The sequence below is a fragment of the Roseixanthobacter finlandensis genome (genome assembly GCF_043195105.2).
In the GTDB taxonomy this organism is placed as follows: domain Bacteria; phylum Pseudomonadota; class Alphaproteobacteria; order Rhizobiales; family Xanthobacteraceae; genus NCEH01.
On sequence record NZ_CM195536.1, the window covers coordinates 123,993 to 140,556 of the forward strand.

Genomic DNA, 16,564 nt, shown 5'->3' on the forward strand with positions numbered 1-16,564 from the left:
ACACTCGGCGAGGCCGCCCGTGCGGCGCTCAGGGCATGGGCGGGCGGAGCGCGGGGGTTTGGATGTTGTCGCGCACCGCCTTCAATTGCTGGGTGAGGGACTTGATCGTCTCGGCATCGCCCGCGGCGGCGGCGATATCCTGGGCCAGCCCTTCGGCCAGTTGCCGATATTTCAGATCGGAGGCGAGCCGCATGCCCTCGATCAGCGTATCGATGGCGGCCTGCTGCCCCTCCTTCACCTGAAAGAAGCGCTCCAACACGGCGGCGCTGGCGAGCGTGGGGGCGAACTTGGCGTATTTGTCGTTCCTGCGCCCGTCGAGGCTCACCACCACATAAGGCTGCTCGCCCCGATAGGCCTGATCGTCGAGGTCGACGAGGCCTTTGCCCTCCTTGTATGCGAAAAGATGCGCGGGGAATTCCGATCTGGAGATCACGCGAAAATCCGCGATCGCCATTGTCGCGCCCGGCAGCTCGAAATCGAGCCGCTCGGTCTGCGTGAACACCGGCCCGTCCATCAGGGCGTGGCCGATGTCGCCGGCCAGCTTCGTGATCTGCCCGCTGCCGAGGAGCCAGCCCGCATAGGGCATCAGCATCGGAATCCCCGCGAGGGCGGTGAAGGCGCCGGACAAGGATTTGACGAAGCCCTGCGGAAACCGCGCGGCCGCAAGCTCGATGGTCAGCGTGATGGAATCCGCGAGCACCGCGGGCGAATAGGCAACCAGCGGCGTGCCGTTGGTGAAGGCGCTGGGTGCGTTCAAATGCGAGTTGGGCGGCACCGATTCCTGAATGAAATTGAGCGCGCGCGCCGCGGCGTTGAACACGTCGAAGTCCCGCACACCTGACACCACGGCGATATCGCCGTTATGGCCAAGGAAATTCGGGTCGGGATGCTGCCCGGTATAGACGTGGCGGATCAGCACGGTCAGCGGGAGGCCCTTGCCGATGGGCATATAGGGGGTCGTGGCGCCGAGGGCCCTGATCTGCCCGCCAAGGGCCGGCGGCCGCTGACTTTGCATGATTTCCGCGATCCTGGACGGGTTGTTGCGCAATTCCTCTTCAGAAATGATGTGTTTCCCGATGATCCGATGGACGGCCATGGTCCCTTCCCCCCTGCGGCGCTCCCAATCGCGCATCGAAGACTGAGACGCATTTGTAGGTTGAATAATATATGTAAGCATCTCAGAGATGCAATTTTATACAGCTCTCGCTCTCTCATGGCGACGAAAACCAGCAATAACAAAGAAGATGGCTAAGGATGAAAGCGCAGAGGATGCACCTTTAAGGAGAACAGCCCGGTGCGCCCGGCTGGCGCCTCCTGTCCGGGCCGCCCCTTGAAATCGGCGGGGGCATCCGCCATCTGGTCGTCGCCTTCAACCGGAGAGCTGCCGCCATGACCCCCGAGAGCGCTGCCACCGAGAGCGCCGCCCCAAGCGCCCCCGCCCCCGAGACCCACGCCTTCGAGGCCGATGTGGCCAAGCTGCTGCACCTGATGGTGCACGCGGTCTATTCGGACAAGGACGTATTCCTGCGTGAGCTGATCTCCAATGCCGCCGATGCCTGCGAGAAGCTGCGCTACGAGGCCATCGGCGAACCCGCCCTTCTCGGCGACGATCCGAAGCTGCGCATTACCCTGCGTCCCGATGCGGAAGCGCGCCGCCTCGTCATTGAGGACAATGGCATCGGCATGAGCGCCATCGACATGGCGGAAGCGCTCGGCACCATCGCGCGCTCGGGCACCAAGGCGTTCATGGACCGCATCGCCGCCAATGCGGGCGGGGAGGGCACGCAGCTCATCGGCCAGTTCGGCGTCGGCTTCTATTCCGCCTTCATGGTGGCGGAGAAAGTGGACGTGATCTCGCGTCGCGCCGGCAGCGAACAGGCTTCGCTCTGGTCCTCCGACGGCAAGGGCACCTACACCATCGCCCCGGTCAATCTGGCGGAAGCCCCCGCGCGCGGCACCCGCGTGGTGTTGCATCTGATGGAAGATGCAGTGGCCTATTGCGAGCGCTACAATCTGGAGCGCATCGTTAAGGCCCAGTCCGGCCATGTTCCGGTGCCGATCGTACTCATCGGCACGGGCGAGGAGGAGCCTTCCGAGATCGCCGACGGCGCCGCGCTCTGGACCAAGCCCAGATCCGAGGTCAGCGAAGAGGAATATGCCGATTTCTATCGCAGCGTCGCCGGCCAGTTCGACGATCCGGCGCTGACACTGCACTATCGAGCGGAAGGGCGGCACGAATATGCGGTGCTCGCCTTCGTGCCCGGCGCCAAGCCGTTCGACTTGTTCGATCCCGACCGCCACGGGCGCATGAAGCTCTATGTGAAGCGGGTGTTCATCACCGACGAGGCGGAATTGCTGCCGCGCTATCTGCGCTTCGTGCGCGGGCTGGTGGATTCCGCCGACCTGCCGCTGAACATGTCGCGCGAGATGATCCAGGAAAGCCCGATCCTCGCCGCCATCAAAAAAGGCGTCTCCAATCGCATCCTCGGCGAATTGGAAAAGCTCGCGGCCAACGATGCCGACGCCTATGACGCCATCTGGGAAAATTTCGGGCCGGTGCTGAAGGAAGGGCTCTATGAGGATTACGAGCGCCGCACCGCGCTTTTGAACCTCGCCCGCTTCAAGACCACGGCCTCCGGAGGCGCCTGGCGCGCGCTGAAGGATTATGTCGCGGCGCTGAAGGAGAACCAGACCGCGATCTATTATTCCACCGGCAGCGACCTGGAGCGCATCGCCGCCTCCCCGCAGCTCGAAGGGTTCCGCGCCCGCGGCATCGAAGTGCTGCTGCTGCCGGACCAGGTGGATAGCTTCTGGGTGACGGCGGGCCTGGATTACGAGGGCAAGCCCTTCAAGTCAGTCACCCAAGGCTCGGCGGACCTGAAGCTGATCCCGCTGCTGGAGGGCGCCGACCAGCCCGCCGCCGAGGCCAGCGAAGCGGTCTCGGCCTTCATCGCCTATCTCAAGACGGCGCTGGACGAGGCGGTCTCCGACGTGCGCGCGTCCGACCGGCTCACGGAAAGCCCGGTGTGCCTGGTTGCCGCCGACACCGGGATGGACCGGCAATTGGAGAAGCTGCTGGCCAGTGCGGGGCGCGCCGGCGCCGGGGCCAAGCCGGTGCTGGAGATAAATCCGCGCCACGATCTGGTCCTCAAGCTGGCGGACCTGGGCGAGGACGAAGCCGCCTTCCGCGAGGACGCCGCGCGGTTGCTGCTCGACGAGGCGCAGATCGCCGATGGCGAACGCCCGAGCGATCCTCGCGCCTTTTCCGCCCGGCTCGGCCGGCTGATCGCCCGCGCGCTACGCTGAGCCTCAGGCCGATCGGGCAGAACCGGCCCGATCGACGCGCGCTCCAGGGCCCGGCGCCTGCCGGGCCGATGTGCTGCCCCTTGACCGCGCTCGAAAGGCCCTCCCGCTACAATAGTCGCCCGCAATCGCAGCTGCTCGGTCCCGCTGATCAAACCGCACGGCGGAACATTCCCGTGCCGCACCACATTGATTTCGCAATGGCGAACAAATTGGCGGCGCGCCCCAATAATAGGAAAGTGATTTCCGCCTGTGGCACCTATCGCAAGTTGTGCGGCATAATTATAATGATAACTGATACGCGCTGACGAAACGTGCCGGCATGGTCAGTGAAAAGGCCCCGTTAGTTAGCTGCATGCAAACTTCGGATCGTATACGCGCCTCAGCGGAGAACCTCGCACGATGGACAGCGACCGCGGCTACGATGCCTTGATCCTCGAAGAGGCACCCGACGCGGTGATCGCCATCGACGCCGAGCATCGCGTCCTGGTGTGGAATCGCGGCGCCGAGCGGCTCTATGGCTATGCCCCGCGCGAGGCGATCGGCGGTCGGCTGCGTGAACTGGTTCTGCCCAGCGATGCGCCGAACGGGGCCGCCGACCCCCTCAACGACCTGCCGGCCAGCGGCCCCAGCACCTATGAAGCGCTGCGCCGGCGCAAGGACGGGGTGCTGATGTATGTGGACGTCACCGCCAAGCGTATCACCCATACCAATGGCGGCGGTGCCCCGCTGATCGTGCTGGGCGAGAAGGACGTGACGCAATTGCGGGTGCAGCGCGATGCCAAGCTGCTGGAAACCCGTTTCCGCGACCTGTTCGAACTGATGCCGGACGCGATCGTCGTACTCAACGCGACCGGCCGCATCGTGCTGATCAACAGCCAGGCCGAGGCGCTGTTCGGCTATGCAGCGGGCAGCCTGATCGGCGAGCCGGTGGAACGCCTGCTGCCGGAGCGCCTGCGCGGGGCCCATCTGCATCACCGGGCGGGCTATGTGGCCCAGCCGCGCGTCCGCGCCATGGGCGTGGGGCTTGAGCTGCACGGACGGCGCGCCGACGGCTCGGAATTTCCGGTCGATATCAGCCTGAGTCCACTCCAGACGCCGGAAGGCACGCTGGTGCTCAGCGCCATCCGCGACGCCACCGAGCGCAAGCGCTTCGAAGCGGCGCTGCGGGAGAAGAACGAGCAGCTCGCCAGCGCCATGCAAGCCAAGGATCGTTTTCTGGCCACCATGAGCCATGAATTGCGCACGCCGCTGAATGCCGTCATCGGCTTCACGGGCACTTTGCTGATGCGCCTGCCCGGTCCCCTCAACGACGATCAGGAGCGCCAGCTGAAGACCATTCAGAGCAGCGGGCGCCACCTGCTGTCGCTGATCAACGACCTGCTGGACCTTGCCCGCATCGAGGCCGACAAGTTCGAACTCAGCATGGAGCCGGTGGTGTGCCAGGAGGTGCTGCGCGGCGTGTTCGGCGCGCTGCTGCACCAGGTCGAGCAGAAGGGGCTTCGCTTCAGCCTCGACATGCCCGAGGCGAACCTGATCGCCCGCACCGACCGCCGCGCCCTGACGCAGATCCTCACCAATCTGTGCGCCAATGCGGTGAAATTCTGCGACTATGGCAGCATCCATGTCGGACTCGGCCCGGCGCTGGACGGCGCGGCGGGCGAGGTGCAATTCACCGTGGCCGACACCGGCGTCGGCATCCGCGCCGAGCATATGCCGACCGTATTCGACGCCTTCGCGCGCTTCGAATCCGAAACCGGGCCGCGCGAGGGCAGCGGACTCGGCCTGCACATCAGCCGCCGGCTGGCGGAACACCTGGGAGGACGCATCGCGCTGGAAAGCGAATATGGCAAGGGCTCGACCTTTACATTGACCTTGCCGGCGGGGTCCGTTTCATGACCAGGATCCTCGTCATCGAAGACCATCCCACTAGCCGCGAGCTCATGACCTACATTCTCAAATGCACGGGCTATGAGGTGATCGAAACCGGCGACGGCCGCGCGGGGTTTGAGCTGGTGCGCACGCACCGGCCGGACCTCGTCATCAGTGACGTGCAACTGCCCGGCATGAACGGCTTTGAGATCGTCGCCGCGATCAAGCGGGATCCCGCCCTCGCCGGGATCCCGGTCGTGGCGGTGACGGCCTCGGCCATGTCGGGCGATCGCGAAAACATCATCGCCGCGGGGTTCGACGACTATCTGTCCAAGCCCATCGACCCGGAAATCTTCGTCCATCAGATCGCCCGTCACCTGCCGCCCCAGCGATCGAGCCGATGACATGGCGACCATCCTCATCGTCGATGATCACGCCATCAACCGCGAATTCCTGGTGACGCTGCTGAAGTATGGCGATCACCGGCTGATCGAGGCCTCCGACGGCACGACCGCATTGGCCATCGCGCAGGCGGAATTTCCCGATCTCGTCATCTCCGACATCCTGATGCCGTCGGGCGACGGTTACGAGCTTGTGCGCGCCTTGCGGCAGGCGGGCGGGCTCGCCGATATACCGGTCATCTTCTACACCGCCCATTACAATGAGCGCGAGGCGCTCACCCTCGCCCAGGCGTGCGGCGTTCAATATGTGCTGACCAAGCCGGCCGACCCCGCGCTCATCCTGGAAGTGGTCAACGACGTGCTGACGCGCAAGCGCACGATCGTTTCTTCCGAACCGCACGAACAACCGGGCTTCGACCGCAAGCACCTGCGCCTGGTCTCCAACAAGCTGGTGCAGGCCACGGAAGAGCTGGAATGGACCACCAGCCGCCTGATGGCCCTGATCGAAATGAGCCTCCAAATCGCGGCCGAGCGGGAGCCCCTGCAGATCGCGCGGGTGTTCTGCCGCTGGACCCGCGACCTCGTCGCCGCGCGCCATGCGGTGGTCGGGCTGTGGGAACCGGACCAGCCGGGGGCCGGCTATGCGGCGGCGAGCGGACTACCGGAGGATCTGATCGGCGAGGTGGAAAGCCAGCTCCTGCGGAACGGGCCGCAGCCCATCCCGATCGGCGTCAACGGCGTGGCGCGCCATCTCGGCGACCCCACGGACGCGGTCAACCTCGGCCTGCCGGTGGCCTTCCCCCGGGTGCGCTCGCTGCTGTTCGTGCCCGTGCGCTCGGCCACCCGCGCATTCGGCTGGGTCTGCGCGTCGAACAAGATCGGGCGGAACGGGTTCTCGCCGGACGACGAGCGCCTGCTCTCCATTTTCGCCTCCTATGTCGGGCGCATTTTTGAGAATCATTGCCTGTTCAGCGAGCTGGCCGAACGCTCCAGCCAGCTCGAGGGGGAAGTCGCGGAGCGCGCGGCGGCGCAATGGCGGCTGGAGACCCAATATGCCCTCGCCGGCGTGCTGGCGGAGACCTCCACCATCGATCAGGCGGCCCCGGAGATCCTGCGCACCATCTGCGCCCTCGCCGGCTTCCAACTCGGCGAGCTCTGGGAGGTGGACGCCGATGCGGCCCACCTGCGCCATGTCGCCACCTGGCACGCCGACGGCGCCGTCGCCGCCGATTTTCTCGCCCAAACCCGCGCCTTCGACTTTCCCAAGGGCTCGGGCCTGCTGGGCCGGGCCTGGGAGAGCGGCGCCCCGGTCTGGCTCGACGAGACCAATCTCGACATGGTGTGCCGCCGTGCGAGCGATGTGCGCGCCCTCGGCCTGGATTCGGCGCTGGCGTTTCCCGTCATCACCGGCGGCAAGGTGATCGGCGTGCTCGGCTTTTTCGGCACGGATCCGCACGCATCCGACCCGGCGCTCAGTGCCCTGTTCACGGCCATGGGCAGCCAGGTGGGCCAGTTCATCGACCGGCGCGGGCAGGAGTTGCGGCTCGTGCGGCTCTCCCGCATCCGGGCGGTGCTCAGCGGCATCAATTCCCTGATCGTGCGTGTGGGCGATCGCGCCGCTTTGCTGGAGGGCGCGTGCCAGATCGCGGTGGAGGAAGGCGAGTTCGCCAAGGCCGAAGTGGTCCTGCTGGACGGCGGAGCGCCGGACGGCGGGCCGCGGGTACGCCGCGTCGCCGCCTGCGCCGAGGGCGAGCGGCCGGCGCACCCCGGCACGAGCGATGCACCAGGCCTCGCGCCGATCGATACCGCCCAGCTGGTCGCCGAGGCGATCGCCACCTCCGCGCCCGCCATCGACAATGATGCGCTGGGGGGCAAGGCCTCCTGCGTCGCCCTCCCTTTGGCGGAAGGCCCGCGGCTGATTGCGGTGCTGGTGCTCCGGGCGCGGGTCTGCGGCTTCTTCACCGCCGAGGAAATGCTCCTGCTCAAGCAATTGGTGGCGGACATCTCCTTCGCGCTGACCCATCTTTCGACCCAGAATCGGCTGATGCAGCTGAACCAATATGACGGCCTCACGGGGCTGCCCAACCGCGCCCTGTTCCTCGAACGCCTGCACCAAGCGATGCACAATGCCCAGGAGGAAGGAGAACAGCTACTGGTCGTGGTGGGCAACCTGCGCAATTTCGTCTCGATCAACACCACGCTGGGCCGCGCCGCTGGCGACGATGTGCTGCGCCAGGTGGCGCACCGGCTGAAGGCGGCCTCGCGCTTTCCGGATCGGGTGGCGCGCATCTCCGGCAATCTGTTCGCAAGCTTCCTGCCGAACAAGACGAGCGCGAGCGAGCCGACCTTGCGCATGGACCATTCGCTGGACGAAGCCTTCTCCAAGCCGTTCCAGGTGGGCACGCACGAGGTCACCCTGACCATCCAGACCGGCGTCGCCATCTATCCCGACGATGCGGACGACGCCGACACTTTGCTGGTCAATGCGGAGACCGCCTTGCGCCGCGCGCGCAATTCGGGCGCCCGCATCTCCTTCTTCGAGCCGCGCATGCACGAGGAGATGGCCCGGCGCATGCAGGTGGAAATGCGCCTCGCCCAGGCCATTTCAGGCGACGAGTTCCAGCTCCATTATCAACCGAAGCTGGAAATCTCCACCGGCAACATCATCGGCCTGGAAGCCCTGCTGCGCTGGAAGGACAGCGAAAACACCATGGTTCAACCGAGCCAGTTCGTGCCTCTGCTGGAAGAAAGCGGCATGATCGTGGATGTCGGCCTGTGGGTGATCCGCCGCGCCATGGAGGATCAATCCTCGTGGCTCGCGGCGGGGCTGCCCTATCTTCCGGTGGCGGTGAATGTGTCGTCGGTGCAGATGCGCGAGCCGAACTTCGTCGAGGAGGTGCTCGCCATCCTCGACAAGATGGCGCCCCCGCCCGCATCCGGCTGGCCCGCGCCCTGGCTCGAAATCGAGCTGACGGAAAGCGCGGCCATGGAGGACATCGAGCGCACGGTGGCGCAGCTTCAGCAATTGCGGGCGCGCGAGGTTCAGGTGGCCATCGACGATTTCGGCACCGGCCATTCCTCTCTGGGATATCTGGCGCAGCTCCCGGTCTCCGCGCTCAAGATTGATCGCTCCTTCATCTCCGGCATGACGCCCCGGCGCGACACGATGATGATCGTGGACGCCATCATCTCGCTCGCCCATTCGCTCGGGCTGAAGGTGATCGCCGAAGGGGTGGAGACCCGCCAGCAGATGGACCTGCTGAGCAAATTGCGCTGCGACGAGATCCAGGGGTATCTGCTCAGCCCGCCGCTGGATGCGAGGAGCCTTGCGAGCTTCCTCACCGACTATCGGCGCTAAAGCCGGATCCGCCCCAGGTTGACTGAACCTGATCGATTGCCGCTCCAGCTGTTTGATCCCGGCCCTTGATGGGGTGGATCGAGCTTGAATCTCTCGGGCTCGATCCTCCACTGTTTGCAGATGAATTCGTAGGGGGGAGCTCCTTCAGGGCCTTGCGGCCGGTTGATCCTCTACGGACAGGCAGCTGAGCGTGGGGCCGCATTCGCGCGGCCTGCGGCGCGTATTGCCGTCGCGGCGTCAATATTGGTGCCTGCCGGCGCTGCGGTGCGCCGGCGCACATTCTGGTCAGGGCGCCCCTGAAGCCTTCTCGAGGCCCCGCTTCAAGGGGACGGCGCGCCCGCAGCGCGGCGCCGTCAGGCCTTGAACGACTTCGCCAGCGCTTCCGATCCACGGGCGAGAATGCCTGCGTCGGAGCCGACGGCGGTGAACACGCACCCGGCCTTGATGTAGCGCCGCGCCAGATTCAGATCGCTGGTGAGAATGCCGGCCCGGTTTCCCGCGGCGCCGATCCGCCCGACGAGGTCCTCGATCATGGTGACCACGGCCTCGTTGTTCTGGTCGCCCAGATAGCCGGTGGCGGCGGAGAGATCACCGGGCCCGACGAACAGCCCGTCCACACCCGGCACGGCAGCGATGGCTTCGAGATTGCGCATGCCCTCTTCCGATTCGATCTGCACCAGCACGCAGATTTCCTCATGGGCGTGCTTGTAATAATCCTTCACTCTTCCGAAACGCGAGGCGCGCGAGGCGGCCGCGAAGCCGCGCACGCCGTGGGGCGGATAGCGCGTATAGGCCACCGCCGCCGCCGCTTGCTCGGCGGTATCGATCATCGGAATGAGGAAGGTCTGAACGCCGGCGTCGAGATAGCGCTTGATCAGCGTTTGGTCGCTCACCGGCGGGCGCACGATGGGGTGGGCGGAATTCTCCATGCAGGCCTGGAGCTGGGAGAACACCATGGGGAGCTCGTTCGGCGAATGCTCGGTGTCGAGCAAAAGCCAGTCGAACCCCGATCCGGCGATGATCTCGACCGTGATGTGGCTCGCAAGGCTGCTCCAGAGGCCGATCTGTTGCTGGCCGGCATAGATGCCGCGCTTGAACGTATTGATGGGCAGTTCCACGGTTTTATCCTCGGGTCAGAAGATGTCGGGCTCGCCGGCGGGACTGCCGAACGAGGTTTCCAGGAAATCGAAGTCGCAGCCCACATGGGCCTGGCCGATGTGGCGGGAGAACATCCAGCCATAGCCGCGCTCGAAACGCGGTGGCGGGGGCACGAAGCCGGCCCGGCGGCGCGCCAGTTCCTCCAGGGGCACCAGCATGTCGATGGACCGCGCCGCGACGTCGACGCGGACCTCATCGCCCGTGCGCAGCAAGGCGAGCGGGCCGCCGACAAAGCTCTCGGGCGAGACGTGCAGGATGCAGGCGCCGTAGCTGGTGCCGCTCATGCGCGCATCCGAGATGCGGATCATGTCGCGCACCCCTTGCCGCACGAGCTTCTTCGGGATCGGCAGCATGCCCCATTCCGGCATTCCGGGGCCGCCCTGCGGGCCGGCATTGCGCAGCACCAGCACATGGTCCGCCGTGACGTCGAGCGCCTCGTCGTCGAGCGCCGCCTTCATGGCGGGGTAATCGTCGAACACCAGGGCGGGGCCGGTATGCTTCAGCAGATGCGGCGCGCAGGCGCTCGGCTTGATGACGCAGCCTTCCGGCGCCAGATTGCCCCGAAGCACGGCCAGCGCGCCTTCGCGATAGATGGGATTGTCCAGGGTGCGGATGACGCCGTCGTCATAGACCTCGGCGTCCGCGATGTTCTCGCCAACGCTCGCCCCGGTCACGGTGAGCGCATCGAGATGCAGCAGGTCGCCGAGCCGCTTCATGAGCGCGCGCAGGCCCCCGGCTAGATAGAAATCCTCCATCAGATAGGTGCTGCCGCTCGGCCGCACATTGGCGATGACGGCGACGCGGCGGCTGGCGCGGTCGAAATCCTCAAGCCCGATGTCGCAGCCGGCCCGGCGCGCCTGGGCGATGAGGTGGATGATGGCGTTGGTGGAACATCCCATGGCCATGGCCACGGTGATGGCATTCTCGAACGCCGCCCGCGTCTGGATGCGCGGGGGCGTCAGATCCTCCCACACCATGTCGACGATGCGCCGCCCGGTCTTCGTGCTCATGCGCATGTGGTTGGCGTCCGCCGCCGGGATCGAGGAGGCGCCGGGCAAGGTCATGCCGATGGCTTCCGCGATGGCGGTCATGGTGCTGGCGGTGCCCATGGTCATGCAATGGCCATAGCTGCGGGCGATGCCGCCCTCGATCTCTTGCCATTGCGCCGCGTCGATATTCCCTGCGCGCCGCTCGTCCCAGAACTTCCAGGCGTCCGAGCCGGAGCCGAGCACCTTGCCCTTCCAATTGCCCGGCAGCATCGGGCCGGCGGGGAGATAGATGGCGGGAACGCCTGCGCTGGTGGCGCCCATCAGCAGGGCGGGCGTGCTCTTGTCGCAGCCGCCGAGCAGCACCACCCCGTCCACCGGATGCGAGCGGATCACCTCCTCCGTCTCCATCGCCAGCATGTTGCGATAGAGCATGGAGGAGGGCTTGAGGAAGGTTTCCGAGACCGAATGGACCGGCAGTTCCAGCGGAAAGCCGCCGGCCTGCAACACCCCGCGCTTCACATCCTCCACCCGGTGCTTGAAATGGGCGTGGCAGGGATTGAAGTCGGACCAGGTATTGAGAAGGGCGATCACCGGCTTTCCGACCCAGTCCTGCGGGTCGTATCCCATCTGCATCGCGCGGGAGCGATGGCCGAAGCCGCGCAGATCATCGGGCGCCAGCCAGCGGGCGCTGCGGAGGGTTTCAGGGGACTTGCGGTGCGGCGTCATGGGGCCAGCCTTGTGTGGAAGGGTGGTGGCGCGATTTGCCGGCGCGCGAGGGGCGCACCGGGAACGGAGCGCCGGGTCGGATATGCCTCCGCCCGGCGGGCCTAATGGCCGCGTGGTGTGTATCCCGCGGCGCCGCTCATCCCCGGTTGAGGGCTTTCTCGCGCAGCGCCGAAATCGTCGTGCCGGGAGAGATCGCCTCGGTGTCGAGCTTCACGTGGATGACCGCGGCGTTGCGCGAAGCAAAGGCGGCCTCCATGACCGGGATCGCATCCCGGTCGTCTGCGATGGTGAAGCCATCGGCGCCGAACGCGCGGGCATAAGCGGCGAAATCGGGATTTCTCAGGTCTGTGCCGAACACCCGGCCGGGGAATTCGCGCTCCTGGTGCATGCGAATGGTGCCGTAGGTGCCGTTGTCGATCACGAACACCTTCGGCGCGAGGCCGTATTGCATGGCGGTCGCCAGTTCCTGCCCGGTCATCAGGAAATCGCCGTCGCCCGCGAAGCACAAAGCGGTGCGGCCGGGATTGAGCTTCGCCGCCGCGATCGCGGCCGGAAAGCCATAGCCCATGGTTCCGGAAATCGGGGCGAGCTGGGTGCCGAAGGCGGGGTGCCGGTAGAAGCGATGCAGCCAGATGGAGAAATTCCCGGCGCCGCTGCACATCACCGTGTCGGCGGGAAGATTCTGCCGCAGCCAGTGCATGATCGTGCTCATCTGCACGGGCCCGGGCACTTGAGGCAGCGGCTCGGACCAGGCGAGATAATCCGCATGCACCGCCTCCCGCCAGGCTCGCCGGCGGGTGTCGGCCGGCGGCTCCAGATCGTCCAGCGCCGCCGCGAAGGCCATTGGGGTGGCGTTGATCGCAAGGGTGGGCTGGAACACGCGGCCCAGTTCCTCGACGCCGGCATGGACATGCACGAAGGGGACGCCAGGGTTGGGAATGGGGATCAGGCTATAGCCCTGGGTCGGCATTTCGGAGAGGCGGGCGCCGAAGGCGAGGAGCAGATCGGCATCCTTGACGCGCTGCACGAGCGTGGGATTGGCGCCCGGCCCAAGGTCCCCGGCATAGGCCGCATGATGGTTTGGAAACAGCATCTGCCGGCGGAAGCTGGCGGCGACGGGAATATCGAAGCGTTCGGCGAAACGCACCAGCGCGGCCACCGCCTCCTCGTTCCAGCGCGAGCCGCCGACGATCGCGAACGGCCGCTCCGCCGCCGCGATGAGCGCGCCAAGCTGTGCCATGTCGCTTCGCCCCGGAGCAATCTCCAGGGGCACGAAGGCGGGAACGTCCTCGACCATCACCTGGTCGTCGAGCATGTCGTCGGGCAGCGTCAGCACCACCGGACCCGGACGCCCCTGCGTTGCCACCCGCACCGCGCGGGCGACGAATTCCGGGATGCGGGCGGCATCGTCGATTTCAATCACCAGCTTGGCCATGGTGCCGAACACGGCGCGCGGGTCGATCTCCTGGAACGCCTCGCGATGGCGGAAGCCGCGCGAGATCTGTCCCGAGATCAGGATCATCGGCGTCGAATCCTGCTGCGCCACATGGACGCCCGCACTGGCATTGGTCATGCCCGGGCCGCGCGTGACGAAGCACAGGCCGGGCAGGCCCGTGAGCTTGCCCGCCGCCTCGGCCATGAAGGCGGCCCCGCTTTCCTGGCGGCAGACCACGAAATCGATGCCAGAATCCGCCAGCGCGTCGAGCACGGGCAGATAGCTTTCCCCCGGCACGCCAAAGGCGAGGCGCAGCCCGTGACCTTCGAGCGCATCGACGAGAATTTGAGATGCCGCACGCGCGCGGCTGGAAGGCTTGTGCATGATATGCCTCTGCACTCCGAATGGGCCCGCCCTGGACGGGTGGTGTTAATAAAGATGCCGGCCAGAATCCGTTTGCATGAGTTCTCCCGTCATGGTGGTCGCGTCTGCGACGAGAAAGACGACCTGACGCGCCACATCGGAAGGCCACACGCCCCGCTTCAGGGGAAAACCTGTCTCGGCTTCGTGCAACTTGCTCTGGTACTGGTCTTCGGACATGAGCTTTTTGGTCCAATTGCCAAACAGCCCGCCCGGGCAGATGGCATTGACGCGCACCTGCGGCGCCAGCACGCGGGCCAGGGAGAGCGTCAAGGTGTTCAACGCGCCCTTGGACGCGGCATAGGCGATCGAGCTTCCGTTTCCGGTGATGCCCGCCACGGAGGAGATGTTGACGATCGCGGCATTGCCCGTGGCCCGCAGGTGCGGGGCGGCCGCGCGCGCCATCTGGAACGGACCGATGAGATTCACGTCATAGAGGCGGTGGAACTCCGCGGCGTCGAGATCCTCCAACGCGCCGAGCGCGATGGGGCGTGTGACGGCGGCATTGTTGATGAGAATATCGAGGCGCCCCCAGCGCGCGTGCACGGCATCCGCGAGCAGGCGGCAATCGGCGTCGCGCGCGACATCCGCCTCGAAAGCAAAGGCTTCGACCCCATGCGCGGCGCAGGCCGCGACCACCGCATCGGCCCCCGCGCGATTGCTGGCATAGTTCACGGCCACATTGCAGCCGCGCGCCGCAAGCGCCTTGGCGGTCTCGCCGCCGACCCCATCCGGTGAGCTTGCGCCGGTTACGATGGCTGTCTTGCCCTGAAGGTTCATCTCTCACCTGCCACGTGTCACCTGCCGATAAATCGAGCGGGGCGCTTCTCGAAAAAGGCGGTGATCCCTTCGAGATAATCCTGGGTGCCCTCAAGCGGGCGTCGCAATGCGTCGTTCAGCTCGTTGGCCTGCGCGAACGGCAGGTCAGCGCCGAAATTCATCATCTGCTTGATGCCCGCGAGTCCGAGCGGGCTCGATTTCTTGATCGCGTCGGCGATCTCATGCGCCTTGGCGAGCAGCCGGTCGGGCGGAACCACATGCTCGACGATGCCGAGGCAGAGGGCTTCATCCGCCTTCACCCGCCGGGCGGTGAAGAAAATTTCCTTGGCGCGGCCCCGGCCGATGAGACGCGGCAGCACCACCGCCGCGCCGGCGCCGGGATAGGCGCCGAGGGTCATTTCGGGAAAGGAGAACACGGCATCCTCCGCCGCGATGCGCAGATCGCAGTAAAGCGCCAGCTCGAAGCCGCCGCCGAGGCAATAGCCGTGGACCGCGGCGATCACCGGCTGCGGCATCCGCCAGATGGCCTCGTTCACTTCCCAGCCGCGCGTGCGCTGCTCCCATTTCTCGTCGGCATCGAGGGTGCGCCGCTCCTTGAGGTCCGCCCCGGCGCAGAAGGCGCGCGGACCGGCGCCGGCGATGATGACGACCCGCACCTCCGGCCGCTGCGCGAGCTCGCCGATCGCCGCGCGCAGCTCGCGCGACAATTCGCTCGAAAGCGCATTCATAGCTTCCGGCCGGTTGAGTGTGAGGGTGACGACGCCGTCGGTCTCGTCCTGAAGCAGAATGCTCATGCCGCGCTCCCGATCATCCGACATAGGTGCGAATATTGGTGGCGACCGCGACAATCTCGCCACGCTGATTCGTGCAGGTCACGTCGGCGAAGACGCGCTTTTTCTCCATGTCGTAGCGCGCGATCTTGTATTCGGTGCGGATGGTATCGCCGAAGAACACGGGATTGATGAAGCGCACCCGGTCATAGCCGAGAGAAACGGTGCGCCCCAGATAGAGGTTGGCGGAACTCGCCGACATGAAGCCGAGCAGCAGGGTGCCGTGGGCGACGCGCCGGCCGTATTTGCCGCCGCTCATATATTCCTCGTCGATATGGTTCGGCGAGAAGTCGCCGGAGATGCCGGCATAGAGATAAACATCCGATTCCGAGACGGTCTTGGTGAAAACGGACGACGTGCCAAGCGGCACCTCCTTGAACGCGGTATCCTCCATGGTCCACCTTTGTGCTGGGAGGCCCGGTGGGCCCCGCTGCTCTGTCTTGCCACATTGGTATGACAAGTGGACTTTTCCCGCAAGCTGTTCCATGATGGATCCATGACCGAAAGCGCACAGACCGCCATCCCCATGTCGACCGAAACCTTGACCCTCCTCGCGCCGAAGCCGGTGAAGCTCAGCGACCAGATCTATGACCGGATCTTCGAACTGATCGTCAGTGGGGAATTCCCCGAGAAGAGCAAGCTGCCGACCGAGGTGGAATTGTCCGACCGGCTGAACGTGTCGCGGACCATCGTGCGCGAGGCCTTGGCGCGGCTGCGCGACGACGGGATCGTGGTCTCCCGGCAAGGGGCGGGCACCTTCGTCCAGCGCCAGCCGAGCAAGGCGATCCTGGGGTTCGCCCCGGTGGGCAGCATCGCCGACGTGCAGCGGTGCTTCGAGTTTCGCGTCGCGCTTGAGGGCGAGGCGGCCCATGTCGCCGCCACTCGCCGCGATGCCGACAGGATCGTCGAAATTGCGCGGGCGCTGGAGGTGCTTGAGGAAATCGTGAAGACCGGCAGCCTTGGGGCTGCGGCGGATTACGACTTTCATCTCGCAGTGGCGCGGGCCACCGGCAACCAATTCTTTGCCTCCGCGATGGAATTGCTGCGGCCGCACATTGATTTCGGCATGAATCTGGCGCGCAGCCTGTCGCTTCAGAAGCCGAAATCGCGCGTTCGCCAAGTCCAGGACGAGCATAAGCTGGTCTATGAGGCGATCGTGAAGGGGGATGCCCCTGGCGCGCGGGACGCCATGCGCGCCCATATCGAGAACGCCCGTCGGCGCATGTTCGAGGGCATTTCCGCTTAAGGTATCGCCCATCCCACGCCTGGGGAAACGACTTAATTTATTGAAT

Annotated in this window: 12 protein-coding genes; 5 read left to right on the forward strand and 7 right to left on the reverse strand. The window is 65.9% G+C overall.

Features of this window, described 5'->3' with window-relative positions; all coding sequences use genetic code 11:
- Window positions 1–28: 28 nt before the first annotated feature.
- Window positions 29–1,096 carry a hypothetical protein gene (locus tag V5G24_RS00695; RefSeq protein WP_394078586.1) on the reverse strand — a complete coding sequence of 356 codons (1,068 nt, stop codon included), beginning with the start codon at window positions 1,094–1,096 and terminating at the stop codon, window positions 29–31.
- 293 nt (window positions 1,097–1,389) lie between these two features.
- Here V5G24_RS00695 and htpG point away from each other — a divergent pair, with 293 nt between their 5' ends.
- From htpG to V5G24_RS00715, 4 genes are all read left to right on the forward strand, one after another.
- Window positions 1,390–3,306 carry a molecular chaperone HtpG gene (htpG, locus tag V5G24_RS00700; RefSeq protein WP_394078588.1) on the forward strand — a complete coding sequence of 639 codons (1,917 nt, stop codon included), beginning with the start codon at window positions 1,390–1,392 and terminating at the stop codon, window positions 3,304–3,306.
- 399 nt (window positions 3,307–3,705) lie between these two features.
- Window positions 3,706–5,202, forward strand: coding sequence for a sensor histidine kinase (locus tag V5G24_RS00705; protein ID WP_394078590.1), 1,497 nt, complete (start codon window positions 3,706–3,708; stop codon window positions 5,200–5,202).
- Window positions 5,199–5,579 (forward strand): response regulator, encoded by a 381-nt coding sequence (locus V5G24_RS00710; protein ID WP_394078592.1) that lies wholly within the window; start codon window positions 5,199–5,201, stop codon window positions 5,577–5,579. The genes V5G24_RS00705 and V5G24_RS00710 overlap by 4 nt, the downstream gene beginning before the upstream one ends.
- Before the next feature lies 1 nt (window position 5,580).
- Window positions 5,581–8,934 carry an EAL domain-containing protein gene (locus V5G24_RS00715; protein ID WP_394078594.1) on the forward strand — a complete coding sequence of 1,118 codons (3,354 nt, stop codon included), beginning with the start codon at window positions 5,581–5,583 and terminating at the stop codon, window positions 8,932–8,934.
- 353 nt (window positions 8,935–9,287) lie between these two features.
- Here V5G24_RS00715 and V5G24_RS00720 read toward each other — a convergent pair whose 3' ends face one another.
- The 6 genes from V5G24_RS00720 to V5G24_RS00745 form a co-directional block, all read right to left on the reverse strand.
- On the reverse strand, window positions 9,288–10,052 hold the full coding sequence (locus tag V5G24_RS00720; RefSeq protein WP_394078596.1) for an aldolase/citrate lyase family protein: 765 nt from the start codon (window positions 10,050–10,052) through the stop codon (window positions 9,288–9,290).
- A 15-nt stretch (window positions 10,053–10,067) separates the two neighbouring features.
- Window positions 10,068–11,807: an L-arabinonate dehydratase gene (araD, locus tag V5G24_RS00725; RefSeq protein ID WP_394078598.1), complete on the reverse strand. Its 1,740-nt coding sequence runs from the start codon at window positions 11,805–11,807 to the stop codon at window positions 10,068–10,070.
- A gap of 136 nt (window positions 11,808–11,943) precedes the next feature.
- Window positions 11,944–13,626, reverse strand: a complete 1,683-nt coding sequence (locus V5G24_RS00730) for a thiamine pyrophosphate-binding protein (protein ID WP_394078600.1) — start codon at window positions 13,624–13,626, stop codon at window positions 11,944–11,946.
- 45 nt (window positions 13,627–13,671) lie between these two features.
- On the reverse strand, window positions 13,672–14,442 hold the full coding sequence (locus tag V5G24_RS00735; RefSeq protein ID WP_394078602.1) for an SDR family NAD(P)-dependent oxidoreductase: 771 nt from the start codon (window positions 14,440–14,442) through the stop codon (window positions 13,672–13,674).
- Between the two features lie 17 nt (window positions 14,443–14,459).
- Complete coding sequence (locus tag V5G24_RS00740) at window positions 14,460–15,236, reverse strand: enoyl-CoA hydratase/isomerase family protein (RefSeq protein ID WP_394078603.1); 777 nt, start codon at window positions 15,234–15,236, stop codon at window positions 14,460–14,462.
- Between the two features lie 13 nt (window positions 15,237–15,249).
- Entirely contained in the window at window positions 15,250–15,666 is a 417-nt protein-coding gene (locus V5G24_RS00745) for a MaoC family dehydratase (RefSeq protein ID WP_394078604.1), read from the reverse strand.
- Window positions 15,667–15,768: 102 nt separating this feature from the next.
- Here V5G24_RS00745 and V5G24_RS00750 point away from each other — a divergent pair, with 102 nt between their 5' ends.
- Entirely contained in the window at window positions 15,769–16,518 is a 750-nt protein-coding gene (locus V5G24_RS00750) for a FadR/GntR family transcriptional regulator (protein WP_394078605.1), read from the forward strand.
- Window positions 16,519–16,564 lie beyond the last annotated feature (46 nt).

Bases quoted from the DNA above. Each gene is read 5' to 3' on its own strand.
- V5G24_RS00705 (WP_394078590.1), top strand. From the start codon at position 3,706: ATGGACAGCGACCGCGGCTACGATGCCTTGATCCTCGAAGAGGCACCC.
- V5G24_RS00745 (WP_394078604.1), bottom strand. From the start codon at position 15,666: ATGGAGGATACCGCGTTCAAGGAGGTGCCGCTTGGCACGTCGTCCGTT.
- araD (WP_394078598.1), bottom strand. From the start codon at position 11,807: ATGACGCCGCACCGCAAGTCCCCTGAAACCCTCCGCAGCGCCCGCTGG.
- V5G24_RS00740 (WP_394078603.1), bottom strand. From the start codon at position 15,236: ATGAGCATTCTGCTTCAGGACGAGACCGACGGCGTCGTCACCCTCACA.
- V5G24_RS00715 (WP_394078594.1), top strand. From the start codon at position 5,581: ATGGCGACCATCCTCATCGTCGATGATCACGCCATCAACCGCGAATTC.
- V5G24_RS00710 (WP_394078592.1), top strand. From the start codon at position 5,199: ATGACCAGGATCCTCGTCATCGAAGACCATCCCACTAGCCGCGAGCTC.
- V5G24_RS00735 (WP_394078602.1), bottom strand. From the start codon at position 14,442: ATGAACCTTCAGGGCAAGACAGCCATCGTAACCGGCGCAAGCTCACCG.
- htpG (WP_394078588.1), top strand. From the start codon at position 1,390: ATGACCCCCGAGAGCGCTGCCACCGAGAGCGCCGCCCCAAGCGCCCCC.
- V5G24_RS00695 (WP_394078586.1), bottom strand. From the start codon at position 1,096: ATGGCCGTCCATCGGATCATCGGGAAACACATCATTTCTGAAGAGGAA.
- V5G24_RS00750 (WP_394078605.1), top strand. From the start codon at position 15,769: ATGACCGAAAGCGCACAGACCGCCATCCCCATGTCGACCGAAACCTTG.
- V5G24_RS00730 (WP_394078600.1), bottom strand. From the start codon at position 13,626: ATGCACAAGCCTTCCAGCCGCGCGCGTGCGGCATCTCAAATTCTCGTC.